This window comes from Pseudomonas rustica, from assembly GCF_049959085.1.
Classification (GTDB): domain Bacteria; phylum Pseudomonadota; class Gammaproteobacteria; order Pseudomonadales; family Pseudomonadaceae; genus Aquipseudomonas; species Aquipseudomonas rustica.
This window is the reverse complement of record NZ_CP188200.1, coordinates 4,648,523-4,671,848: the sequence shown is the minus strand read 5'-3', so window position 1 is coordinate 4,671,848 and position 23,326 is coordinate 4,648,523. Positions and strand designations below refer to the sequence as shown.

Here is a 23,326-nt window from a genome sequence, read left to right as displayed (position 1 = left end):
TTCTGACGTGCGTCGCTTTGATCACTCTTTGTAGCCGACCGAGATGACGGACAGATGTTCCCCGAGAATTTTGAAGTGTTAAAAATACCTGCACGTTCGCGGATTATGTCGGCGAAGTCGTGGATAAGTGTGATGGCGGCAACATCGGCGACGTTGGCGGCGAGGGGAGGGTATGAGGGGGGATTTGGCTAGTTTGAGCAGGAGGTTCGAGAACAATTCCGAGTGGCGGGTGTTGAGATTCTTTTCCGCCTTGTGAATGCCTTGGTCACACCCCCATCCTGTAGGAGTGAGCCTGCTCGCGATGACTTTTTTTCAGTCGACATCTTCATCGACTGAGATTGCCAATCGCGAGCAGGCTCACTCCTACATGGATTTGTGTTTCTTGCCCGAAAATCAGGCGACTACGGCCTCAGCTGGCGAGACGATGCTGGTCTTGCCGCCGCGGGATTTGCCGGAGCTCAGATACTCGGCAATCGACTCCTGCGTTACCTCACCGAGGAACACTCGCTCGGCGTCCATCACCGGCAACCACGAACGGTTGAACTCGTACATGCGCGACAACAGAATGCGCAGATGCTCGTCGTACGCGGCGGTGGCGTTGAATTCACGCAAGAACTGCGCGCAAGTGCCGGTCTGACGGTGCAGATCACGACGACGCACATAGCCCAGTGCCTTGTTGTCGGCGCAGGTAACCACCACGTAGCGACGGTCATGTTCGTCCATCAATTCCAGCGCATCGGCCACTGGCGTTTCCGGGCTCACCGATGGCGCGTTGTCCGCCGCATCTTCCGCTTTCACCAACAGCAGGCGTTTGAGCGTGCTGTCCTGGCCGACGAAGTTGCTGACAAAATCGTCCGCCGGGTGCGCGAGCAGCGTGTCCGGGTGATCGATCTGCAGCAGTTTGCCGGCGCGGAAAATCGCGATCTTGTCGCCGAGTTTGATCGCTTCGTCGATGTCGTGGCTGACCATGATCACGGTCTTGTTCAGCGCCCGCTGCATCTCGAAGAATTCGTTCTGGATCATCTCGCGGTTGATCGGGTCGACCGCACCGAACGGCTCATCCATCAGCAGCAGCGGCGCATCGGCTGCCAGTGCACGGATCACGCCGATGCGCTGTTGCTGACCACCGGACAGTTCACGCGGATAACGATGCAGATACTGCTTGGGCTCAAGCTTGATCATGCTCATCAACTCGCGGGCGCGGTCGTGGCATTTCTGTTTGTCCCAGCCGAGCAGTTTCGGCACGACGACGATGTTTTCTTCGATGGTCATGTTCGGGAACAGACCGATCTGCTGGATCACGTAACCGATGTTGCGACGCAGGGTCACTTCGTCGAGATCGGTGGTGTCTTCACCATTAATGAGGATCTTGCCCGAGGTCGGTTTGATCAGGCGGTTGATCATTTTCAGCGTGGTGCTTTTGCCGCAACCCGATGGCCCGAGGAACACACAGATCTCGCCTTCATTGACGGTCAGGCTCACCGAGTCCACGGCTTTGACGTCTTTGCCGTTGCTTTGGAAAGTTTTGCTGAGGTTTTGAAGTTCGATCATTTGAGGAGTCCTTTTGGAGTCAACGAGCGTTGCAGCCATTGGAGAAACAGGTCAGCGAAAATGGCCAGAAGACTGACCAGCAGCGCGCCGACGATCAGCATCGACATGTCACTGCGGCTGATAGAAGCGAGGATCAACACACCGAGGCCGCCAGCGCCGATGGTCGCGGCGATGGTCATTACGCCGATGTTCATCACCACGGCGGTGCGCACGCCGGCGAGGATGACCGGCACCGCGATTGGCAGTTCGACCATGCGCAGGCGCTGGCCGAAGGTCATGCCGATGCCGCGTGCGGCTTCACGTATGCCGGGTTCGACGCCGGTGAGGGCGAGGTAGGTGTTGCGCATGATCGGCAGCAGTGAATAGAGGAACACGGCGGTGATCGCCGGCATCGGGCCGAGGCCCTGACCGAACTTCGAGTAGAACGGCAGCAGCAAACCGAACAGCGCAATCGACGGCACGGTCAGCAGCACGGTGGCGCTGGCCTGTAGCGGGCCGGCGAGACTCGGGAAGCGCGTCATCAAAATGCCCAGCGGCACGCCGACGACAATCGCCAACGTTACAGCGATGCCGACCAGGGTGATGTGCTGCCAGGTCAGGTGCATCACCTGTTGCCAGTCGAGATGGGAAAAGGCGTTGAAGAATTCCATGACTTTTCCTCCTTTAATTCAGCGGATGTTGGCGCAGGAAATCGGCGGCAACGGACGATGGGCTTTCATGATCGACATCGACCCGCGCGTTGAGCTGGCGCATGGTTTCGTCGTCGAACAGTTCGGCCAGCGGCTTGAGTTGCTCGGCCAGTTTCGGGTTGGCGTCGAGTGTTGCCTGGCGCACTACCGGGGCTGCGGTGTAATCGGGGAAGTAGTGTTTGTCGTCTTCGAGCAGTTTCAGGCCAAAGGCGCTGAGGCGGCCGTCGGTGGTGTAGACCAGACCGGCGAACACCTGACCGTTGCGCAACGCCGTGTAAACCAGCCCGGCATCCATCTGGCGGATGTTCTTGCGGGTCAGGTTCATGCCGTAGAGGTCGACCATGCCGATCAGGCCGTCGGAGCGGTTGGCAAACTCGGTGTCCAGCGCCACCAGATGATTGGTCTTGGCTTCAGCGCGCAGCACCTCGTTCAACTGACTGATGTTGGTGATCTGCGGATATTCCTCAGCCACTTTTTTCGGCAGCGCGAGGGCGTAGGTGTTGCTGAATTTCGACGGCGTCAACCAGATCAGGCCTTTTTTGGCGTCGAGTTCTTTCACCCGGGCGTAGGACTGAGCGCTGTCGAGTTTCTCGGTGACATGGTTGTAAGCCACCAGCGACACGCCGGTGTACTCCCAGAGCAAGTCCAGTTGCCCGCTTTCGTGAGCGCTGCGGGCGAGGTTGCTGCCCAGACCGCCAGTGATCTGCGCGTCGTAGCCTTTGCTGCGCAGGTATTGCGCGGTGATTTCCGCGAGCAGGGTCTGCTCGGTGAAGACCCGGGCGCCGAGGCGAATCACCGGTTTGTCAGCGGCGTGCGCGATGCCGGCGAACAGCAGGGCGCTGCTCAGCATCAGGCTTAGAATCAAGCTAAATCGTTTCATAGGTATTCCTTCGCAAAAGCCTTAAGACGTGCGCAAACCGCGTTCCAGCCAGAGACGGCTGGCAAGCGTGACGACGCCATCGAGCAGCAACGCGAGCAGTGCGGTGCACGCAGCGCCGAGTACCAGTTGCGGCTGATTGTTCAGGGCGATGCCGGGGAAGATCAGACTGCCGAGGCTGTTGGCGCCGATCAGGAATGCCAGCGGCGCGGTGCCGACGTTGATCGCCAGGGCCACACGCACACCGCCGACAATGATCGGCACGGCGTTGGGCAATTCGACTTTCCACAGCACCTGGCGCGGCGTCATGCCGATGCCGACGGCCGCTTCTTTAAGCGATCCCTGAACGTTTTTAAGGCCTTCGTAGGTGTTGCGCACAATCGGCAACAAGGAGGCGAGGAATAAAGCGAAGATCGCCGGGCCACTGCCGATGCCGAGGACGCCCAAGGCAATCGCGAGCACGGCCAGCGGCGGCACGGTGTTACCGATATTGAAGATTTGCATGAAGCGCTCGGCGCGTCCGACCATGGTCGGGCGACTGAGGAAGATGCCGGCGGGGATGCCCACGACAAGGGCGGCCAGCATTGAAGCGAGGACGAGAATCAGATGAGCTTGCAGGTAAAACAACAAATCGTCGCGGTAGTGTTCGATCGTGTTGATGCCGATCCAGTGGACCAGCAGGGCCAGGAGCGCGATCACCACCGCACCTCCAATCAGCCCTTTGCCATAGCGGATAGCCACAGGCGGACTCCTTTTTTTGTAGTCGGCGAGCGCAGTCCCGTGTGGCAGGCCAAACCTTGGCTGCCGGGAGCGTCGTTCGCGAAAAGTAGCCGTTTTTCAGCGCCGCAAAAGGGGGCTGAAAGCGAGCCATGAGCGCAGCCTCGTCAGGCTAACTTGCTGATTTTTCAGCCCCTGACGAAAATTCGTAACAGGGGATGGACGTCTCCGAGCGCTGAAAGGTTCCCACATAAGATGCCATCTGGCCACCTGCAGGAGCTGCCGAAGGCTGCGATCTTTTGACTTTGTTCTAGCGCAACAGAGCAAAAGATCGCAGCCTGCGGCAGCTCCTACAGGGTTTTGCGGGCCCGAGGGACGGTGGTTCGGCGGTTACTTTTTAAGCTATACTCGCCGCCCTTTTTTGAATCACCGCCAGGCGATTTCCCATGACCAACCAGGCCGCCGAAGTCGCGAAACGCCGCACTTTCGCCATTATTTCCCACCCCGATGCCGGTAAAACCACGATCACCGAAAAGCTCCTGTTGATGGGCAAGGCGATTGCAGTGGCCGGTACGGTGAAATCCCGTAAATCCGATCGCCATGCGACATCCGACTGGATGGAGATGGAGAAGCAGCGGGGTATTTCCATTACCACGTCGGTCATGCAGTTCCCGTATCGCGAACACATGATCAACCTGCTCGACACCCCGGGCCACGAAGACTTCTCTGAAGATACTTATCGCACCTTGACGGCGGTCGACTCGGCGCTGATGGTGCTCGACGGCGGTAAAGGCGTTGAGCCGCGTACCATCGCGCTGATGGACGTCTGCCGTCTGCGTGACACGCCGATCGTCAGCTTCATCAACAAACTCGACCGTGACATCCGCGACCCGATCGAACTGCTCGACGAAATCGAAGCCGTTCTGAAGATCAAAGCCGCGCCGATCACCTGGCCGATCGGTTGCTACCGCGACTTCAAAGGCGTGTACCACCTGGCCGATGACTACATCATTGTTTACACCGCCGGTCATGGTCACGAGCGCACCGAAACCAAGATCATCGAGAAACTCGACTCCGACGAAGCCCGCGCACACCTGGGTGACGAGTACGACCGTTTCATCGATCAACTGGAGCTGGTTCAGGGCGCCTGCCACGAATTCAACCAGCAGGAATTCCTCGACGGTCAGCTGACCCCGGTGTTCTTCGGTACGGCTTTGGGCAACTTCGGTGTTGACCATGTCCTCGACGCCGTTGTCGATTGGGCGCCGCGTCCATTGGCCCGTGTCGCCAACGAACGTACCGTTGAGCCGGTCGAAGAGAAGTTCTCGGGCTTCATCTTCAAGATCCAGGCAAACATGGATCCCAAGCACCGCGACCGTATCGCGTTCATGCGTATCTGCTCCGGCAAGTACGAGAAAGGCATGAAGATGCGCCACGTGCGCACCGGCAAGGACGTGCGCATCGGCGACGCCCTGACGTTCTTCTCCTCCGAGCGTGAGCAACTGGAAGAGGCTTTTGCGGGCGACATCATCGGCCTGCACAACCACGGCACCATCCAGATCGGCGACACCTTCAGCGAAGGTGAAGTTCTCGGGTTCACCGGCATTCCGCACTTTGCGCCGGAGCTGTTCCGTCGTGTGCGTCTGCGTGATCCGCTGAAGTCCAAGCAGTTGCGTCAGGGTCTGCAGCAGTTGGCCGAAGAGGGTGCAACGCAGGTGTTCTTCCCGGAGCGCAGCAACGACATCATTCTTGGCGCCGTGGGTGTGCTGCAGTTTGATGTGGTCGCCAGCCGTTTGAAGGAGGAATACAAGGTTGAGTGCTCGTATGAGCCGATCACTGTGTATTCCGCGCGCTGGATTGAGTGCAGCGACAAGAAGAAGCTTGAGGAGTTTTCCAACAAGGCTGTGGAGAACCTGGCGGTTGATGGCGGTGGGCACCTGACTTACCTGGCGCCGACGCGGGTTAATCTGGCGTTGATGGAGGAGCGTTGGCCGGATGTGAAATTCCGTGCGACGCGTGAGCATCACTAAGCTCTGAACTGTTTTGTCCGAAGCCCCCAAGGTGTATGCCTTGGGGGTTTTTTATTGCCTTGGGTTTGGGGGCATATCCGTTTCTGCGGGAGTTTCTGATTACGGTTTCGCCCTTACGGCGACTCACTTTTTTTACAAACGCCTAAAAAAAGTAAGCAAAAAAACGCTTGCTCCTACGTGCGGCCCGCTCGCTGGGGCTCGGGGTTCCTTCGCTGCGGGATCGATCCGGGCGCAGCGCCTACGGTTTGCTGCGCTGCACCTCCTCTCGCTGTGTTTGGCTGCGCCAAACGGTCGCTGCGCTCCCACGCCCGGATCAATCCCTCCACTCAGCCTTCCGATGTCGCCTGTGGATCAAAATCAAGATCAAGATCAAGAGCAGGCGAGCTGACACTCGGCCTATTGAGTGGTGAGGAGCAAGGTTTCGGCTTTGGATTTGTGGTGTTTTTGCCCCTCATCGGAACGCCGCCCGCCCAGGCCTCTCCAGAGGGAGTGGGAGCCGATTTGTGAGCCTTTCAGAATCTGGGCTCGACTCGGTATCCCACGTCGGCCTACCTCTCCCAATCACCTCAGATCAGTCCCCTCTCCCTCCGGGAGAGGGTTAGGGTGAGGGGCTTTTGATCTCAAGTCGGTTTTTTGTAATCTCTCGATGTACTTGGCCACGACGTTTGGCTGGCCAGTACGGTGCTTGTGCTGTTTAAATTCCGTTGACCCGCCAAGCCACTCGTTCGTCCACCCCGCACAAACCTTCACTTAGGTGATTCAGCTATCAGTGTTATTCAAAAGCAATCTGTCCTTCGAGGGCATTTCCACTCGGCCTTTAGCGTCCTATCTGGTGAACACGGCTGATCGGAACTAGATTTCACACAGCGCCAGTCAGGCACGTATGTCTCACCTGGAAAAGGATGGAGTCGGCTATGAAGAGCAGATTGCTACGCGTTTTATTGCTATTGAAAGTGATGGTGATGCTGTCCCTCGGCACCGCGACGGCCTGGGCCGAGTGCGAGGATCATGATTCTCAGGCCTTCAACGGGCAGGTGGGGCACAGCGGTTTGATGCTCGCCAAATCCGAATCCGAGCCGGGCGATCAGGGGCAGGGCGGTGCCGCCGACGATGACGACTCGACCACTGACGAGCCGGACACTGATGATTCGGATGAGGGCGATAGCCAGACGTAATTCTAAGATCAAATAAACCCTTGGTTGCGATATCCCTGTAGGAGCTGCGGCACGCTGCGATCTTTTGATCTGGATTTTATCAATCAGAATCTAAAGATCGCAGCGTGCCGCAGCTCCTACAGTTCTAACAACGGGTTGTCCGGATCGAGCAAGATCGAATTTTCGTCTGGAGCCGTTTGTCAGATTATCAGGATTATGTAGAGACACCTGTCAGATATGACAGTAGACGAATCTTCATTGGGTCATTACAAATACATTCGTAATTTGGAGGTTTAAAGATCAAACCCAATGGAAGGAGTTTCATTATGATAAACAGTGCGAATACTCAAACGACAGGGCAAATGGTAGCGTCGGGCCTTAATGTTGAAGGCTTTGTAACCACTAATGTTCAAGCATATCAGCGTGGTTCTATAACTGGATTCGCTGGGGCTGAAAATTTATCAGGAATTCTTCATACTCTTAATGTTTACGTGGATGCGGAAGATATTGTGGCGGGGACAACTTATGAAATAACCGCTGGGGGGCTGCCGGGTAAAGCGAATGTGTTTTTCTCAACTGATGACGGAGTTTTATTCAGGGCTGACTCTGGGACGGTAAAGATTGAAGTATTCGATAAGGCGCTTCAGAAGGCTGTTATCAAAGTTAAGGCGTTACAGCACAGTCATGATCAGGTGGAGGAAGTCGAGGTCTTGGTTGAAGCTGATTTTAAAGGATTTTCATAGTTTGGCATGAGGAGATTATTGGCGAGAAAAGCGTTGTATTGATGTCCGCTTCGTTTTTTTTTGATAGGTAGAGAATCACTTTCGCACAGTTGCTGAATCAGATGAGGGTGATCTGTATCCCGTTGAAGTCAAAGAGGATCAATACTGCCTCGCGATACTCCTGTAGGAGCTGCGGCACGCTGCGATCTTTTGATCCTTAAAATCCAGATCAAAAGATCGCAGCGTGCCGCAGCTCCTACAGGTTTTGTGTCTCCTCGCAGGTTTTGCTTACGCCGCGCCGTCGAGGAATTGCTCGGCGTAGTGGCAAGCCACCTGCCGATTATCCAGCGGACGCAGTGCCGGTTCTTCGGTGCTGCAACGCTCGGTCGCGTACGGGCAGCGCTTGTGGAAAGCACAGCCTGGTGGCGGGTTCAGCGGGTTAGGCAGTTCGCCGACGATTTTGATCTTCGGCTTGTTTGGATCCGGGTGAATGGTCGGGGTCGCCGACAGCAGCGCCTGGGTGTACGGGTGCAGCGGGCGTTCGTAGATGTCGTTCTTCGGGCCCATTTCCACCGGGCGGCCGAGGTACATCACCATCACGTCATCGGCGACGTGTTGCACCACCGCGAGGTTGTGCGAGATGAACACGTAGGCGGTGTTGAACTCCTGCTGCAGATCCATGAACAGGTTGAGCACCTGCGCCTGAATCGATACGTCAAGTGCCGAGGTCGGTTCGTCCGCCACCAGCACTTTCGGTTGCAGCATCATCGCGCGCGCCAGGGCAATACGCTGACGCTGGCCGCCGGAGAACATGTGCGGATAACGCTGATAGTGCTCAGGACGCAAGCCGACCTGCTTCATCATCGCCTGGACTTTCTCGCGACGTTCGGCGGCGGAGAGGTTTGTGTTGATCAGCAGCGGTTCGCCGAGCTGGTCACCAACTTTCTGCCGTGGATTCAACGAGGCGTACGGGCTCTGGAACACCATCTGCACGTCTTTGCGCAGTTGCTTGCGCTGAGCCTTGTCGGCGCCGGCGACTTCCTGTCCGGCGATTTTCAACGAGCCGGACGAAGGCTCTTCAATCAGCGTCAACGCACGGGCGAGGGTGGATTTGCCGCAACCCGACTCGCCTACAACAGCGAGGGTCTTGCCGGCTTCCAGTTCGAACGACACGCCGTTCAGGGCGCGCACGGTCGCGTGACCCTTGAACAGGCCACGGGAGACTTCGTAGTGACGGGTGAGGTCGCGGGCGGTAAGTACGACGGCCATTACGCCACCTCCTGGTTCAGCGGGTAGAAGCAGCGGGCGAGGCTGTGGGCTTTCGGATCAAGGCCTGGACGCTGCGCGCGGCAGCTGTCCTGCACGTACGGGCAACGCGGCGACAGCAGGCAACCCTGCGGACGGTCGTAACGGCCCGGAACGATGCCCGGCAAGGTCGACAGGCGTGAGGCGCCAAGGCTGTGCTCGGGAATCGCCTTGAGCAGCGCTTCGCTGTACGGGTGCGCCGGGATGTCGAACAGTTGCGGCACTTGGCCGACTTCCACGGCTTGCCCGGCGTACATCACGCAGACGCGCTGGGCGGTTTCTGCCACGACCGCGAGGTCGTGAGTGATCAGCACCAGGCCCATGTTCTGTTCTTTCTGCAACGCCAGCAGCAGATCCATGATCTGCGCCTGAATCGTCACGTCGAGTGCCGTGGTCGGTTCGTCGGCGATCAGCAGTTTCGGCTCGCCGGCAATCGCCATGGCGATCGCGACGCGCTGGCTCATACCGCCGGACAGTTGATGCGGGTAGGCGTCCATACGGCTGGCGGCGCCCGGGATTTCGACTTTTTCCAGCAGTTCGATCGCACGTTTGCGCGCTTGCTTGCCGGACATTTTCAGGTGCAGACGCAGCACTTCTTCGATCTGGAAACCGACGGTGTAACTCGGGTTCAGCGCGGTCATCGGATCCTGGAAGACCATCGACAGGTCTTTGCCGACGATCTGCCGACGCTGACGATTGCTCAGCTTGAGCATGTCTTTGCCGTCAAAGTTGAGCGAGTCGGCGGTGACGATGCCGGGATGCTCGATCAGGCCCATCAGCGCCATCATGGTCACGGATTTACCCGAGCCCGATTCACCGACGATGGCCAGTACTTCGCCTTTGTCGACTTTCAGGTCGAGGCCGTCGACCACCGGGGTCGCGGTCTTGTCGCCGAAGCGAACGTTGAGATTCTTGATTTCTAGCAGTGACATGGGAATCTCCTCAGGCGGCGTTCTTGAGTTTCGGGTCGAGCGCATCGCGCAGACCGTCGCCCATCAAGTTGATTGCCAGCACGCTGAGCAAAATGGTCAAACCAGGCAGGCTCACAACCCACCAGGCGCGTTCGATGTAGTCGCGGGCCGAAGCCAGCATGGTGCCCCACTCAGGGGTTGGCGGTTGTACGCCAAGGCCGAGGAAGCCCAACGCAGCGGCATCGAGAATCGCCGAGGAGAAGCTCAGGGTCGCCTGAACGATCAGCGGTGCCATGCAGTTCGGCAGCACGGTGATGAACATCAGACGCGGCAGACCGGCACCAGCGAGGCGCGCGGCGGTCACGTAGTCGCGGTTCAGTTCGCCCATCACGGCGGCACGGGTCAGACGCACGTAGGACGGCAGGGAAACCACAGCAATCGCAATCACGGTGTTGATCAGGCCAGGGCCGAGGATGGCGACAATCGCCACAGCCAGCAGCAATGACGGCAGGGCCAGCATGATGTCCATCAGACGCATGATGGTCGGGCCAATCATCTTCGGAAAGAAACCGGCGAACAGACCGAGGAGGATCCCCGGAATCAGCGACATCACCACCGAAGACAAGCCGATCAGCAGCGACAGGCGCGAGCCCTGAATCAGACGCGACAGCAAATCACGGCCGAGTTCATCGGTGCCGAGCAGGAACTGAATCTGCCCGCCTTCAAGCCACGCCGGCGGCGTCAGCAGGAAGTCGCGGTATTGCTCGCTCGGGTTGTGCGGGGCGACCCACGGCGCGAACAGCGCGCAGAAAATCACCAGCAACATGAACAGCAGGCCGGCGACCGCGCCCTTGTTCTTGGAGAAGGCTTGCCAGAATTCTTTGTACGGAGACGGGTACAGCAGGCTTTGATCCGCGGTGGTGGCGGACGTCGCTACTGAGGAAGTTGGAGTGCTCATTGGATTGGACCTCAGCGCTGATGACGGATGCGTGGGTTGGCAAAGCCGTAGAGGATGTCCACTACGAAGTTGACCAGAATCACCAGGCAGGCGATTAACAGGATGCCGTTTTGCACAACCGGGTAGTCCCGGGCGCCGATGGCTTCGATCAGCCATTTACCGATGCCGGGCCAGGAGAAAATGGTTTCGGTCAGGACTGCACCGGCCAGCAGCGTGCCGACTTGCAGGCCGACCACGGTGAGTACCGGAATCAGCGCGTTACGCAGACCGTGGACGAACACCACGCGCGACGGCGACAGGCCTTTGGCCTTGGCGGTGCGGATGTAGTCTTCGCGCAGTACTTCGAGCATCGACGAACGGGTCATCCGCGCGATCACCGCCAGCGGAATGGTGCCGAGCACGATGGCCGGCAGGATCAGGTGATGCAGCGCGTCGAAGAACGCCCCGACGTCATCGGCCAGCAGCGTGTCGATCAGCATGAAACCGGTGCGCGGCTCGATGTCGTAGAGCAGGTCGATCCGCCCGGAAACCGGCGTCCAGCCCAGGCTCACCGAGAAGAACATGATGAGGATCAGGCCCCACCAGAAGATCGGCATCGAATACCCCGCGAGGGAGATGCCCATCACCCCATGGTCGAACAGGGATCCTCGCTTGAGTGCCGCAATCACCCCGGCCAGAAGGCCGAGAATGCCGGCGAACAGCAGGGCGGCCATGGACAGTTCCAGGGTCGCCGGGAATAGAGAGGAGAACTCGGTCCATACGCTGGTGCGCGTGCGCAGGGATTCACCGAGATCGCCTTGAGCCAGTTTACCGATGTAGTCCAGATACTGGGCATACAACGGTTTGTTCAGACCTAGGCGTTCCATTGCCTGAGCGTGCATTTCGGGGTCGACCCGACGTTCGCCCATCATCACTTCCACGGGGTCGCCAGGGATCATGCGAATCAACGCGAAGGTCAGCAAGGTGATGCCGAAAAACGTGGGGATCAATAACCCCAGTCGGCGGGCAATAAAACTAAACATCTTGTGTAGTACCTCATCAGCCGGTTAGGCGTGCCCGGCGTCCCTGGGGTCAGGGACGCGGGGAGTTTCTTATCTACTTCACCTGGGTGGTGGCGAAGTTATTGGTTGTGAGAGGGCTGATTTGATAACCCTCTACGTTGTTGCGCATTGCCGTGAACATCCTGGTGTGGGCCATGCTGATCCATGGCTGATCCTGATTAAACAGCACTTGCGCCTGTTCGTAGAGCGCGGCGCGTTCGGCCGGATCTACTTTAGCCCGTGCTTCATCCAGCAGTGCCTGGAATTTCTCGTTGCACCAACGTGCATAGTTTTCGCCGTTCTTGGCCGCTTCACAACTGAGCATAGGCGTCAGGAAGTTATCCGGGTCGCCGTTGTCACCCGCCCATCCGGCAGACACCATGTCGTGCTCGCCGTTCTTGGCGCGTTTAAGCATTTCGCCCCATTCCATCACGCGGATGTCGATTTTGATCCCGACTTTCGCCAGATCAGCCTGCATCATTTGCGCGCCGAGCATCGGATTCGGGTTGGTCGGGCCGCCGCCGTTACGGGTAAACAGGGTAAACACGGTGCCTTCCGGTACTCCGGCTTCCTTCAGCAGGGCGCGGGCCTTGTCGAGGTCGCGAGGCGGGTTTTTCAGGTCGTGGTTGTAGCCGAGCAAGGTCGGCGGGTATGGGTTGACCGCTACGGTAGCGTTGCCCTTGCCGAACACAGCGTTGACGTAGGCTTCCTTGTCGAAGGCAATGTCGATCGCTTTACGCACCCGCACGTCACTCATGTACTTGTGCTGAGTGTTCAAGGCGATGTAGGCAACGGTCATTGCGTCCAGTTCGTCGACTTTCAGATTGCTGTCTTTCTTGATGCTCGGGATGTCATCCGGTTTCGGGTATAGCGTGACCTGGCACTCGTTGGCCTTGAGTTTTTGCAGGCGCACGTTGTTGTCGATGGCGATCGCCAGAATCAACGCGTCGGCTGGCGGCTTGCCACGGAAGTAGTCCGGGTTGGCCTTGAAACGTACCTGCGCATCTTTGGCGTAACGCTGGAAGATGAACGGGCCGGTGCCGATCGGCTTGCTGTTCAGGTTGCCGGTCTTGTTGGCCTTGAGCAACTGGTCGGCGTATTCGGCCGGGTAGATCGAGGAGAACGCCATCGCGATGTCGGCCAGGAATGGCGCTTCGCGGCGGGTCAGGGTGAACTTGACCGTGTTGTCGTCGACTTTTTCTACGCTTTTGAGCAGTTCTTTGAAGCCCATGCTTTCAAAGTACGGGAAGCCCACGCTCGACAGTTTGTGCCACGGGTGATTCGGATCCAGCTGACGCTGGAAGCTCCAGACCACATCGTCGGCGTTCATGTCGCGGGTCGGCTTGAAGTATTCGGTGGTGTGAAATTTGACGCCTTTGCGCAGATGGAAGGTGTACGTCAGACCGTCTTCGCTGATGTCCCAGGATTCGGCGAGCGCCGGGATCACTTCAGTGCTGCCGGGTTTGAAATCGGCCAGGCGGTTGAAGATGGTTTCGGCCACAGCGTCTGCCGTGACTGCAGTTGTGTACTGAACCATATCGAAGCCTTCCGGGCTGGCTTCGGTGCAGACGACTAGGGGTTTGGCCGAGACGCCAACAGCGACACTCAGCAACGCAGCCGCGATGGCCGCACGTAGGGGAAGCATTTTCATCGATAACCCTCTGCAATCGGTTGAAGACAAAAAGCCGAACGGCCGACTCATCATGAGTCAGCCGTCGGCAGGCGTTTTACAGAATGTTGAACGGAATGGTGGTCACCAGACGGAACTCGTTGATGCTGCCGTCAGCCTGGTTTTCGCTGGCACGGTGAGCGGTGTAAGTGCCGCGAACCGTGGTGGCTTTGAGCGGGCCGCTCTGTACCGCGTAGGTTGCACCGATGCCGTATTCATAGTGGGTTTCGCCGTCCATCGCCTGCACGCCGTCGTAACCGCCACCCTTGTAGTGAGTGCCGTCGATGCCCCAGCCGCGCGCCTGGTAGATGTTGAACTTCAGGCCTGGCACGCCGTATTCGGCCATGTTGATGCCGTAGGAAACCTGGAAGGATTTCTCGTTCGGGCCGTTGAAGTCGGACAGCAGGGAGTTGGCCAGGTAGATGCCGTTGGTTTCGTGCAGGTAGTCGAAGTACTCGTTACCGTTCACTTCCTGATACGAGAAAGTCAGGGTGTGGGCCAGGTGAGTCAGGCCGAACGACAGCGAGTAGGTATCGTTGTCGATTTCGCCCAGCAGCTTTTTGCCTTCGTCGACGGTTTTGTAGTAGTTCAGGCCGGTGGTCAGGCTCAGTACCGAGCTGTCGCCCAATACGTGCGTGGCGCCGAAGTAGTACTGGTTCCAGATGTCTTCGGCCTGCGTGCCCCAGAGGCTGGTGGTCAGGCTGGCGAATGGCTGGTAGGAAATACCGGCGGTCTTGACGTGATCGGACTCCACCCGGCCGTTACCGTACTCGGTGCGGAATTTTTGCAGGCTCTGTTCCGAACGTGGCGAGACGCGGTCGAAGGTCGCCACGTCGAATGCCAGGTTGTTGAGCTCTTCGCTGTGGATCGCGACACCTTCGAAGCTCGAAGGCAGGGCACGGTTACCGATCACGTCGACTTGCGGGCTGCTGAAGTTCATGCGGCCGGCGGTCAGGGTGGTGTTGGAAACACGCGCCTTGATGTTGGCCAGACCCAGTTTGCTCCACTGATCAACCGCTTCGCCGTTGTCTTTATGGGTCAGGGTACGGTTGTTACCGGAGGCCGGGCCGGTTTTCGGCGCGCCACCGTTACCGGAGGCCAGGTTCTCGCGATCACGCTCCAGCGCGAGGGCGTTGTAGGCCGCGATTTCAGTGCTGAAACCGACAGTACCCTCGGTGAAGCCCGAGTTGTACTTGACGATGGTGCCCTGAACCCAGTTGATCCGGCGATCAGTCTCAGCCAGTTGACCGTCCTTTTTGTAGGCGAACTTGGCGCCACGCTTCAGTTGCTCGTTGGCGTACCAGTTACGGGTCGAACCGCTGATCGATTGACCTTCGACGAAACCGGTGGCTTCCGCCTGGGCGCTCTTGTCGTTGATCGTCACCGGGGTGAACGCCTGGCTCTGGGTTTCCGCATAAGCGGTTGCGGTGATGCTGCTTATGGCCAAGGCCAGTATCGCGGTGCTGCTCAGTTTCATGGGTGAAGCTCCTTTACTTTCTTTTTATGCCGGCTTTTTTGGGTTGGCCGGTTATTGGTTTAGAACTCATTCACACATCGCAAACGTTTGCCAAATGCCTGATTGGCGAATTTCGGCAAAGCGCTTGCGTGAGGGGCTAGACGGGCCCCTCAGCGTTGCGGCTAATCGGTTGGGTTAATCGATGCTGACACCCGAGAAAACGTTGCGTCCGAAGGGGCTCACCTTGAACCCTTCGATTTTCGTGCTCAGCGGCTGGTTGACCGTCGAGTGGGCGACAGGCGTGATCGGCACTTGCTGTTTCAGCAACTGCTGAGCCTGTTTATAGAGAACGGTGCGCTGGTCGCGGTCGGTGACGACCTTGGCCTGTTTGATCAGCTTGTCGTACGCCGGATCGCACCACATGGAGTAGTTGTTGCCGCCAATGGCGTCGCAGCTGTACAGCGTGCCGAGCCAGTTGTCGGGATCACCGTTGTCGCCGGTCCAGCCAATCAGGCTGACGTCGTGCTCGCCATTCTTGGTGCGCTTGATGTACTCGCCCCATTCGTAGCTGACGATCTTCACTTTCAGACCGATCTTGGCCCAGTCAGCCTGGAGCATTTCGGCCATCAGTTTGGCGTTCGGGTTGTACGGACGCTGCACCGGCATCGCCCACAGGGTGATTTCGGTGCCTTCCTTGACGCCCGCAGCCTTGAGCAGCTCTTTGGCTTTTTCCGGGTTGTAGGCGGCGTCTTTGATGCTGTCGTCGTAAGACCACTGGGTGGGTGGCATGGCGTTGACGGCCAATTGGCCGGCGCCTTGATAAACAGCGTTGAGAATCCCTTGTTTATTCACCGCCATGTCCAATGCCTGACGCACTTCGAGCTGATCGAACGGCTTGTGGCGGACGTTGTAGGCGATGTAACCGAGGTTGAAACCCGGTTTGGAGATCAGTTGCAGTTTCGGATCGTTCTTCAGCGCGTCGACATCGGCCGGACGCGGATGCAGGGTGATCTGGCACTCGTCAGCCTTGAGCTTCTGCACGCGCACGGAGGCGTCGGTGTTGATCGCGAAAATCAGGTTGTCGAGTTTGACCCGGCTCGGATCCCAGTACTGCTTGTTGCCGGTGAAGCGGATGTTCGAGTCTTTCTGATAGCTCTTGAACACGAACGGCCCGGTGCCGATTGGCTTCTGGTTGATGTCGCTCGGTTTGCCGTCGGCCAGCAGTTTGTCGGCGTATTCGGCGGACAGAACGGCAGCGAAGCTCATGGCGAGGTTCTGGATGAACGCGGCGTCGACGCTGTTGAGCGTGAACTCCACGGTCAGCGGCCCGGTCTTCTCGACCTTGGCGATGTTCTTGTTCAGGCTCATCCCGTTGAAATACGGGAACTCGGTCGGATAAGCCTTACGGAATGGCTGCTGTGGATCAAGCATGCGATTAAACGTGAACAGCACGTCGTCGGCGTTGAAATCGCGGGTCGGCTTGAAGTACGGCGTTGTATGAAATTTCACACCTTCACGTAAGTGAAACGTGTACTTGAGACCATCCTCGGAAATGTCCCACTTGGTGGCCAGACCCGGTACGACATTGGTCGCGCCTTTTTCGAACTCGACCAGACGGTTGTAGATCGGTTCGGCGGCATCGTTATCGGTGGCCGTGGTGTATTGCGCGGTGTCGAAACCCGCGGGGCTGCCTTCAGAGCAGAACACCAGACTTTTGCTGGCGGCGAAACTCGCGGACGTAGCGGCCATCAGGCCGGCGCCCAGCAATGCGGAAAAAACCAAGGTATGGCGCATGACGCTCCCTCTTTTTTAGTGTTGTGCAATGCGCCGCGTCTCGTCCTGAAACGTTGTGGTCGCATTGAGCTCAATCCAATACGTACGGCAAACCGGTGGCCCACACAGAAACTGGTCAGAACCCGACGGTATTAGCCGTGGGCCTGGCAGTAAATGCGTAAAAGCCTGAAAACCTCGTAGGAAAAGGCGACGCGGCCCCGCCACTGCAGGTGTCTGCAGCGGAATCGGCTGTAGGCAAATTCCTAACTTCCCGGCAGGTAAAACAGCGGCGACGTCATAAACGTCGCCGCTGCAGTGCCTTATTTGCTGACGCTGACGCCGTAGAAGGAATTCAAGCCGAATGGGCTGATCTTGAAGTCCTGCACGTTGGCGCGCATGGGTTGGTACACCGTCGAGTGAGCGATAGGTGTCATTGGGACTGCATCTTTGAGGACGTGTTGTGCCTCTTTGTACAGTTCGGTGCGCTTACCTTGGTCGGTTGTGCGCTTGGCTTCTTTGACGAGGCCGTCGAACTTCTTGTCGCACCACTTGGAGAAGTTGTTGCCGCTGAGCGAGTCGCAGCCGAACAGCACGTTCAGCCAGTTGTCCGGATCACCATTGTCACCGCTCCAGCCAATGATCATGGCCTGGTTCTCGCCACCTTTGGAGCGCTTGATGTACTCGCCCCACTCGTAGCTGGTGATCTTCACTTTCAAGCCGATCTTGGCCCAGTCGGACTGGAGCATTTCGGCCATCAGTTTGGCGTTCGGGTTGTATGGACGCTGAACCGGCATCGCCCACAGAACGATCTCGGTACCTTCCTTGACGCCGGCTTCCTTGAGCAGCTGTTTGGCTTTCTCAGGATCGTATTTGGCATCTTTGATGGTGGTGTCGTAAGACCACTGCGTCGGCGGCATGGCGTTGACGGCCAATTGGCCTGCGCCCTGGTAAACCGAATCGATGATCTGTGGCTTGTTCACAGCCATGTCCAGCGCCTGACGCACGCGCAGGTCAGCCAGCGGGTTTGCTTCGTTGCTGCCTTTGACTTTGTCCATCACGTTGTAGGCGATGTAACCCAGGTTGAAACCCGCCTGGTCAGGCATCTTCAGTGCTGGATCTTCTTTCAGCGCTTTCAGGTCGGCCGGACGCGGGAACAGGGTGACCTGGCACTCGTTCTTTTTCAGCTTCTGAATACGTACCGACGGGTCGGTGGTGATGGCGAAGATCAGGTTGTCGATCTTCACGTCTTCAGGCTTCCAGTAGTCTTTGTTCCCGGTGTAGCGGATGTTGGAGTCTTTCTGGTAGCTCTTGAACACGAACGGGCCAGTGCCGATCGGCTTCTGGTTGATGTCGGCGGCTTTGCCTTCCTTGAGCAGCTGGGCAGCGTACTCGGCGGATTGCACCGAAGCGAAGCTCATGGCCATGTTCTGGATGAACGCGGCGTCGACTTCTTTCAGGGTGAACTTGACGGTGTGGTCGTCGACTTTATCGATCTTGGTGATGTTGGTGTCCATCCCCATGTCGGTGAAGTACGGGAATTCGGTCGGGTACGCCTTACGGAACGGGTCATCCTTGTTAATCATGCGATTAAAGGTGAACAGCACGTCGTCGGCGTTGAACTCACGAGTCGGCTTGAAATACGGGGTGGTGTGGAACTTGACGCCTTCACGCAGGTGGAAGGTGTAAGTGAGGCCATCGTCGGAGATGTCCCACTTGGTCGCTAGACCAGGAATCACAGCAGTGCCGCCGCGTTCGAACTGGGTCAGACGGTTGAACATGGTTTCAGCTGAGGCGTCGAAGTCGGTTCCGGTGGTGTACTGGCCCGGGTCGAAACCGGCCGGGCTGCCTTCGGAGCAGAACACCAGGTTAGTCGCAGCGGATGCGAAAGGTGCGGAGGCTAACAAGCCTGCGCCGACTAGAAACGGAATGACCGCGTGTTTAAGCATGTTGGCCTCATGATTTGTTGTCATTTTTTAGTAGTGAGGTACGACCTCGTGAGTCGTGCCTGCGGATACTTATGCAGGGGCCATACCCATTGCAAGATCCAGAGTGTGTGCGAGCGTTAAACGGTGGCACGTACGTACCTTAATGTCGCATCTGTGTAAGTTTTGACGCATTTGACCGTTTGCGCGGGTTTTTTACGGTGCAAATGGAGCCCCAAAACGGTGCGTTGGTCACGTTGTGTGCGCCGGGGTGGGGCTGGGTGTTACTTATTTATACTGTTGGTTTTTGTAGGATTTTTCTGAGGTTTGGGTGGGGGCTTGGTGGGGGTTGGGTTGTGGATTTTTTGGAGGTTGTACTGGGTGCAACTGGGGGTGCTTCTTTTGGTAGCGCCTTGGGTGAATATCCGGTTCTTCGGGTGTTGCGGATTATGGTTCCGCCCTTACGGCGGGTCACTTTTGGCAAACGCCCCAAAAGTAACCAAAAGGTCTGTGCCCTGACGTCCGGCCCTCGCTAAGGCTCGGGTTCCTTCGCTCCGGGTTCATCCGGGGGCATCGCCTACGGTTTGCTTCGCTGCACCTCCTCTCGATGCTTTCCCCGTATGAATCCCTCCCGCTCAGCCTCCCGACGGGCTCTAGGATCAAAATCAAAAGCAGGCGAGCTGACACTCGGCCTAGTGGTTGGCGTGGGTTTTCCGCGATTTCATGTAGGAGCTGCCGAAGGCTGCGATCTTTTGATCTTCGTTGGAATCGCCCCTCACCCCCAGCCCTCTCTCGAGGGAGAGGGGGCCGATGGTGGGCTTCTCAAAATCTGAGTTCGACTCGATATCTCACGTCGGCGTACCTCGCCCATACACCCCGATCAGTCCCCTCTCCCTCAGGGAGAGGGCTAGGGTGAGGGTTTGCTTTTGGCTGTTTAAGTTTGCATCCGCGTTTCAGGGGCGCGTTCAGACTCTAGTGCACTGGAAGGACTTACTTTCGCTCACTGTTTTTAAATATAAAACCGAAGATATTTATTTCGAATGGTTCTCCGAACTTTACGTATTTCGACGGCTGCCTGTTACTTCTGACAGTAGACGGATTTTCTGATGTTGGGTTGAATGCCACTGCGATTACAGAGCATCTACAGGAAGAGATGATATGACTTACCCAATTATTACTGAATACAAAGGCTTTAAGATTCATGAAAATAATCCAAGCGATGTCGGTGATCATTTTCAAGGGTTTTATTCGGACGGCCGGCCATTTACAGGTCTTTGCAAATCTAAAGTCGAGGTCGAGCACCTGATTGATGCTAGCCGCGCGTACAGCGGCCGTCCGGATGGCTGACTTTGTTGTCAGGCAGCCCAGCCGTTAATGCAGGGTGATTAAGATTGGATATGAGGTTTTGTATTGGAATTTTATTAATAGAGAGAGGAATGGTCATGGCTTATCCGAAAGATATCGAATACAAGGGTTACTTGATTAGAGAGTATGACCCGCAATACCAGGCGAGCTCTTTTCAAGCGTGCCACCCGAACGGGGAACCCTTAGGAGGGTTGGATAAAACGTTACGTGACGCGAAAGCGCAAATCGATCGTCGATCGTCGCTTGGTAAAAGGTAGCTTGCGCGGATAGAGTTTATCTCTTTGTTGGTTTAAGCCACTAACTGAGTGTCCTTTCAATCGCGACGGGTTGCTCAATGTCTCAACGATAAAAAACCGGCAATCACTGCTGATCGCCGGTTTTTCATTCAACCCAAAATCAAATCACTGCATCAATACTTCAATCGCGCCATCCGCCGTCATGCTGACCTGGCTTGTGCCCGCTTCAACTTCCGGCGTCACCGGCGCTGCATCCATCGCCGCCGCTTTCATCATCATCGGGGCGCGCAGGTACGGTTGTGGGTAACCGTTGCTGTTGAGGTTCAGGTTGACGATTTTGTAGCCCTTGCCGCCGAGTGCGTCGGTGGCCAGTTGGGCGCGGTTTTTGAAGGCGGTGACGGCTTCTTTGAGGAGTTTGTCTTCGCTGGCCTTGCGGGTCGGGTCGGCGATGGCGAAGTCCATGCCGCCCATTTTCAGGTCGCCCAAAAGTTCGCCGGTGAGTTTGGACAGGGCGGCGAAGTCGGAGCTTTCCAGGCGCAGTTCGGCGCGTTCACGCCAGCCGGTGATCTTTTGGCCTTTGGTGTCGTAGATCGGGTAGCTGTTGCGGCTGCCCTGGCGCAGGGTGATGTCTTTGACTTGTTTGGCCTGGCCGAGGGCCTTGTTCATGGCGGTGCTGATGTCGGCGGCGAGTTTGGCCGGGTCGGTGTTTTGTTCTTCGGTGTAGAGGGTGACGATCATCAGGTCGCGGGCGACTTCCGTGCTGACTTCGGCGCGCAGGGAGATCTGGTTGTAGTGCAGCTCATCGGCGGCCAGGGCCGGGAGGCTGGCGACGCTGCCGACGGTCAGGGCGAGAAGGGCGGCGCTGCGGCGAAATGTGTGCATGAAAGCTCCTTGATGAGGGCGCAGGTGATGGTTCGGGGGCCTGCGTGAAACCATCAGACTCCAGAAAGCAGCTTCAAGTTGCAAGCCTCAAGCTGCAAGCCAAAAGCTTTTACTTGCAGCTTGAGGCTTGTAACTCGCCGCTGAGGTGGTGTGGTCGTTTGCCGCACTTTCGCCTCTCAAGCCCGCGGCTTGGTTATACTCCGTGCGATCCGCCTGGAGCGCTCATCAGGAGAGCTCATGCTCGCCCCCGTACAACTGACTTCCGCCACTCGCCAGAACCTCTGGCGGTTGACGTTCATCCGCACCTTGGTGCTCGCCGCGCAGGCTGGCTCCGTAGGCTTGGCCTACTGGCTGCAGCTGTTGCCGTTGCCGTGGGTGCAACTGGCGATGACCCTCGGCTGCTCGACGCTGCTCTGCGTGTTCACCGCCGTGCGCCTGCGCACCTCGTGGCCGGTGACCGAGCTCGAATACGCGCTGCAACTGGCCTGTGATCTGGTGATCCACAGTGCGCTGCTGTATTTCTCCGGCGGTTCGACCAACCCGTTCGTTTCCTATTATCTGGTGCCGCTGACCATCGCTGCGGTGACGCTGCCATGGCGTTATTCGGTGGTGCTGTCGGGTATCGCGCTGGCCTTGTACACGGTGATGCTGACGCGGTTCTATCCGCTGGAAACCTTGCCGATCGCCCGTGAAAACCTGCAGGTCTACGGCATGTGGCTGAGCTTCGCACTCGCCGCTGCGGTCATCACCTTCTTCGCTGCGCGCATGGCCGAAGAGCTGCGTCGTCAGGAGGAACTGCGAGCGATTCGCCGTGAAGAAGGTCTGCGCGATCAACAGCTGCTCGCTGTTGCGACGCAAGCCGCCGGCGCTGCCCATGAACTCGGCACGCCGCTGGCGACCATGAGCGTGCTGCTCAAAGAGATGCAGCAGGATCACCCCAATCCACTGCTGCAGGACGATCTGAAAGTGCTGCAAGATCAGGTCAAACTCTGCAAGGAAACCCTGCAGCAACTGGTGCGCGCCGCCGAAGCCAATCGTCGTCTGGCGATCGATATGCAAGACGTCACCGACTGGCTCGACGAGGCACTCAATCGCTGGCACCTGATGCGTCCCGAGGCAAGTTACCGTTTCCATCGTCTCGGCCAAGGCACGGTGCCGCGCATGGCACCGCCGCCGGATTTGACCCAGGCGCTGCTCAATCTGCTGAACAACGCCGCCGACGCCTGCCCGGAAAACCTTCAGGTAACCTTGGATTGGGATGCCGAAGACGTCACCATCAGTATTCGTGACCACGGCGCCGGTGTGCCGCTGGCCATCGCCGAGCAGATCGGCAAACCGTTTTTTACCACCAAGGGCAAAGGTTTCGGCCTGGGCCTGTTTTTGAGCAAGGCCAGCGTGACACGCGCAGGCGGCTCAGTGAAACTCTATAGTCATGAGGAAGGCGGCACGCTCACCGAGCTGCGCCTGCCCCACGGCGCCCGAGGAGACCAACATGAGTGACGAAATCCAAGTCGAAGGCGAAGAACTGCCGCATTTGCTGCTGGTCGATGACGACGCAACATTCACCCGCGTCATGGCCCGCGCCATGGCTCGCCGTGGCTTTCGCGTCAGCACCGCCGGTTCCGCCGAAGAAGGCCTGACCATCGCCCAGGCCGATCTGCCGGACTACGCTGCGCTCGACCTGAAAATGGACGGCGACTCCGGTCTGGTGCTGCTGCCCAAGCTGCTGGAGCTGGATCCGGAAATGCGCGTGGTGATCCTCACCGGTTACTCGAGCATTGCCACCGCGGTCGAAGCGATCAAACGCGGCGCCTGCAACTACCTGTGCAAACCGGCCGACGCCGACGACGTGCTGGCCGCGCTGCTCTCCGAGCACGCCGACCTCGACAGTCTGGTGCCGGAAAACCCGATGTCGGTCGACCGGCTGCAGTGGGAACACATCCAGCGCGTGCTCACCGAACACGAAGGCAACATCTCCGCCACTGCCCGCGCCCTGGGCATGCACCGCCGCACCCTGCAGCGCAAACTGCAGAAGCGCCCGGTTCGTCGCTGAACCTGCGCTGAACGAC

General features: G+C 57.9%; 19 protein-coding genes. 6 read left to right on the top strand and 13 right to left on the bottom strand.

Features of this window, described 5'->3' with window-relative positions; genetic code table 11:
- Positions 1–393 precede the first annotated feature (393 nt).
- From ACP3TY_RS21375 to ACP3TY_RS21360, 4 genes are read right to left on the bottom strand one after another with little or no spacing between them, the layout of a single operon-like run.
- Positions 394–1,551, bottom strand: coding sequence for a betaine/proline/choline family ABC transporter ATP-binding protein (locus ACP3TY_RS21375; RefSeq protein ID WP_053117057.1), 1,158 nt, complete (start codon positions 1,549–1,551; stop codon positions 394–396).
- Positions 1,548–2,201: an ABC transporter permease gene (locus ACP3TY_RS21370; protein WP_053117058.1), complete on the bottom strand. Its 654-nt coding sequence runs from the start codon at positions 2,199–2,201 to the stop codon at positions 1,548–1,550. The genes ACP3TY_RS21375 and ACP3TY_RS21370 overlap by 4 nt, the downstream gene beginning before the upstream one ends.
- Positions 2,202–2,214: 13 nt before the next feature.
- On the bottom strand, positions 2,215–3,120 hold the full coding sequence (locus ACP3TY_RS21365; protein WP_426618426.1) for a glycine betaine ABC transporter substrate-binding protein: 906 nt from the start codon (positions 3,118–3,120) through the stop codon (positions 2,215–2,217).
- 21 nt (positions 3,121–3,141) lie between these two features.
- Entirely contained in the window at positions 3,142–3,858 is a 717-nt protein-coding gene (locus ACP3TY_RS21360; RefSeq protein WP_053117060.1) for an ABC transporter permease, read from the bottom strand.
- 422 nt (positions 3,859–4,280) lie between these two features.
- Between ACP3TY_RS21360 and ACP3TY_RS21355 the strand changes: the two genes are divergently transcribed.
- The 3 genes from ACP3TY_RS21355 (at position 4,281) to ACP3TY_RS21345 (ending at position 7,761) form a co-directional block, all read left to right on the top strand.
- Positions 4,281–5,864, top strand: a complete 1,584-nt coding sequence (locus tag ACP3TY_RS21355) for a peptide chain release factor 3 (RefSeq protein ID WP_053117061.1) — start codon at positions 4,281–4,283, stop codon at positions 5,862–5,864.
- 914 nt (positions 5,865–6,778) lie between these two features.
- A complete protein-coding gene (locus ACP3TY_RS21350) occupies positions 6,779–7,039 on the top strand; it encodes a hypothetical protein (protein ID WP_426618425.1) in 261 nt (86 codons plus the stop codon).
- Positions 7,040–7,344: 305 nt separating this feature from the next.
- Positions 7,345–7,761 carry a hypothetical protein gene (locus ACP3TY_RS21345; protein WP_426618424.1) on the top strand — a complete coding sequence of 139 codons (417 nt, stop codon included), beginning with the start codon at positions 7,345–7,347 and terminating at the stop codon, positions 7,759–7,761.
- A 267-nt stretch (positions 7,762–8,028) separates the two neighbouring features.
- Here the strand turns inward: ACP3TY_RS21345 and ACP3TY_RS21340 are convergent, their stop codons facing one another.
- The 8 genes from ACP3TY_RS21340 to ACP3TY_RS21305 all read right to left on the bottom strand — a co-directional run bounded on the left by ACP3TY_RS21340 (position 8,029) and on the right by ACP3TY_RS21305 (position 18,798).
- The gene (locus tag ACP3TY_RS21340) at positions 8,029–9,009 is read right to left on the bottom strand and encodes a peptide ABC transporter ATP-binding protein (RefSeq protein ID WP_053117064.1); all 981 of its coding nucleotides are present in this window, start codon (positions 9,007–9,009) and stop codon (positions 8,029–8,031) included.
- On the bottom strand, positions 9,009–9,977 hold the full coding sequence (locus ACP3TY_RS21335) for an ABC transporter ATP-binding protein (RefSeq protein WP_129389065.1): 969 nt from the start codon (positions 9,975–9,977) through the stop codon (positions 9,009–9,011). Before ACP3TY_RS21335 ends, ACP3TY_RS21340 begins: the two co-directional genes overlap by 1 nt.
- Before the next feature lie 10 nt (positions 9,978–9,987).
- Positions 9,988–10,914 carry an ABC transporter permease subunit gene (locus ACP3TY_RS21330; protein ID WP_159815353.1) on the bottom strand — a complete coding sequence of 309 codons (927 nt, stop codon included), beginning with the start codon at positions 10,912–10,914 and terminating at the stop codon, positions 9,988–9,990.
- A gap of 11 nt (positions 10,915–10,925) precedes the next feature.
- Entirely contained in the window at positions 10,926–11,936 is a 1,011-nt protein-coding gene (locus tag ACP3TY_RS21325) for an ABC transporter permease subunit (protein ID WP_053117067.1), read from the bottom strand.
- Positions 11,937–12,009: 73 nt separating this feature from the next.
- Positions 12,010–13,605, bottom strand: a complete 1,596-nt coding sequence (locus ACP3TY_RS21320) for an ABC transporter substrate-binding protein (protein ID WP_426618423.1) — start codon at positions 13,603–13,605, stop codon at positions 12,010–12,012.
- 76 nt (positions 13,606–13,681) lie between these two features.
- The gene (locus tag ACP3TY_RS21315) at positions 13,682–15,100 is read right to left on the bottom strand and encodes an OprD family porin (protein WP_426618422.1); all 1,419 of its coding nucleotides are present in this window, start codon (positions 15,098–15,100) and stop codon (positions 13,682–13,684) included.
- Positions 15,101–15,274: 174 nt separating this feature from the next.
- A complete protein-coding gene (locus ACP3TY_RS21310; RefSeq protein ID WP_426618421.1) occupies positions 15,275–16,873 on the bottom strand; it encodes an ABC transporter substrate-binding protein in 1,599 nt (532 codons plus the stop codon).
- A 299-nt stretch (positions 16,874–17,172) separates the two neighbouring features.
- On the bottom strand, positions 17,173–18,798 hold the full coding sequence (locus tag ACP3TY_RS21305; RefSeq protein WP_159815357.1) for an ABC transporter substrate-binding protein: 1,626 nt from the start codon (positions 18,796–18,798) through the stop codon (positions 17,173–17,175).
- A 1,134-nt stretch (positions 18,799–19,932) separates the two neighbouring features.
- Between ACP3TY_RS21305 and ACP3TY_RS21300 the strand changes: the two genes are divergently transcribed.
- Positions 19,933–20,121, top strand: coding sequence for a hypothetical protein (locus ACP3TY_RS21300; protein WP_426618420.1), 189 nt, complete (start codon positions 19,933–19,935; stop codon positions 20,119–20,121).
- 419 nt (positions 20,122–20,540) lie between these two features.
- Here the strand turns inward: ACP3TY_RS21300 and ACP3TY_RS21295 are convergent, their stop codons facing one another.
- Positions 20,541–21,257, bottom strand: a complete 717-nt coding sequence (locus ACP3TY_RS21295; RefSeq protein ID WP_212544079.1) for an SIMPL domain-containing protein — start codon at positions 21,255–21,257, stop codon at positions 20,541–20,543.
- Positions 21,258–21,494: 237 nt separating this feature from the next.
- Between ACP3TY_RS21295 and ACP3TY_RS21290 the strand changes: the two genes are divergently transcribed.
- Together ACP3TY_RS21290 and ACP3TY_RS21285 are read left to right on the top strand one after the other, a co-directional pair.
- Positions 21,495–22,757, top strand: a complete 1,263-nt coding sequence (locus tag ACP3TY_RS21290) for an ATP-binding protein (protein ID WP_426618419.1) — start codon at positions 21,495–21,497, stop codon at positions 22,755–22,757.
- The gene (locus ACP3TY_RS21285; protein WP_003221630.1) at positions 22,750–23,310 is read left to right on the top strand and encodes a response regulator transcription factor; all 561 of its coding nucleotides are present in this window, start codon (positions 22,750–22,752) and stop codon (positions 23,308–23,310) included. Before ACP3TY_RS21290 ends, ACP3TY_RS21285 begins: the two co-directional genes overlap by 8 nt.
- The last annotated feature ends 16 nt before the right edge of the window (positions 23,311–23,326 follow it).

Excerpts from the sequence above, each read along its gene's own strand:
- ACP3TY_RS21335 (WP_129389065.1), bottom strand. The coding sequence starts at position 9,977 with ATGTCACTGCTAGAAATCAAGAATCTCAACGTTCGCTTCGGCGACAAG.
- ACP3TY_RS21365 (WP_426618426.1), bottom strand. The coding sequence starts at position 3,120 with ATGAAACGATTTAGCTTGATTCTAAGCCTGATGCTGAGCAGCGCCCTG.
- ACP3TY_RS21325 (WP_053117067.1), bottom strand. The coding sequence starts at position 11,936 with ATGTTTAGTTTTATTGCCCGCCGACTGGGGTTATTGATCCCCACGTTT.
- ACP3TY_RS21315 (WP_426618422.1), bottom strand. The coding sequence starts at position 15,100 with ATGAAACTGAGCAGCACCGCGATACTGGCCTTGGCCATAAGCAGCATC.
- ACP3TY_RS21320 (WP_426618423.1), bottom strand. The coding sequence starts at position 13,605 with ATGAAAATGCTTCCCCTACGTGCGGCCATCGCGGCTGCGTTGCTGAGT.
- ACP3TY_RS21300 (WP_426618420.1), top strand. The coding sequence starts at position 19,933 with ATGACTTACCCAATTATTACTGAATACAAAGGCTTTAAGATTCATGAA.
- ACP3TY_RS21330 (WP_159815353.1), bottom strand. The coding sequence starts at position 10,914 with ATGAGCACTCCAACTTCCTCAGTAGCGACGTCCGCCACCACCGCGGAT.
- ACP3TY_RS21370 (WP_053117058.1), bottom strand. The coding sequence starts at position 2,201 with ATGGAATTCTTCAACGCCTTTTCCCATCTCGACTGGCAACAGGTGATG.
- ACP3TY_RS21310 (WP_426618421.1), bottom strand. The coding sequence starts at position 16,873 with ATGCGCCATACCTTGGTTTTTTCCGCATTGCTGGGCGCCGGCCTGATG.
- ACP3TY_RS21355 (WP_053117061.1), top strand. The coding sequence starts at position 4,281 with ATGACCAACCAGGCCGCCGAAGTCGCGAAACGCCGCACTTTCGCCATT.
- ACP3TY_RS21285 (WP_003221630.1), top strand. The coding sequence starts at position 22,750 with ATGAGTGACGAAATCCAAGTCGAAGGCGAAGAACTGCCGCATTTGCTG.
- ACP3TY_RS21345 (WP_426618424.1), top strand. The coding sequence starts at position 7,345 with ATGATAAACAGTGCGAATACTCAAACGACAGGGCAAATGGTAGCGTCG.
- ACP3TY_RS21340 (WP_053117064.1), bottom strand. The coding sequence starts at position 9,009 with ATGGCCGTCGTACTTACCGCCCGCGACCTCACCCGTCACTACGAAGTC.
- ACP3TY_RS21350 (WP_426618425.1), top strand. The coding sequence starts at position 6,779 with ATGAAGAGCAGATTGCTACGCGTTTTATTGCTATTGAAAGTGATGGTG.
- ACP3TY_RS21305 (WP_159815357.1), bottom strand. The coding sequence starts at position 18,798 with ATGCTTAAACACGCGGTCATTCCGTTTCTAGTCGGCGCAGGCTTGTTA.
- ACP3TY_RS21375 (WP_053117057.1), bottom strand. The coding sequence starts at position 1,551 with ATGATCGAACTTCAAAACCTCAGCAAAACTTTCCAAAGCAACGGCAAA.
- ACP3TY_RS21295 (WP_212544079.1), bottom strand. The coding sequence starts at position 21,257 with ATGCACACATTTCGCCGCAGCGCCGCCCTTCTCGCCCTGACCGTCGGC.
- ACP3TY_RS21290 (WP_426618419.1), top strand. The coding sequence starts at position 21,495 with ATGCTCGCCCCCGTACAACTGACTTCCGCCACTCGCCAGAACCTCTGG.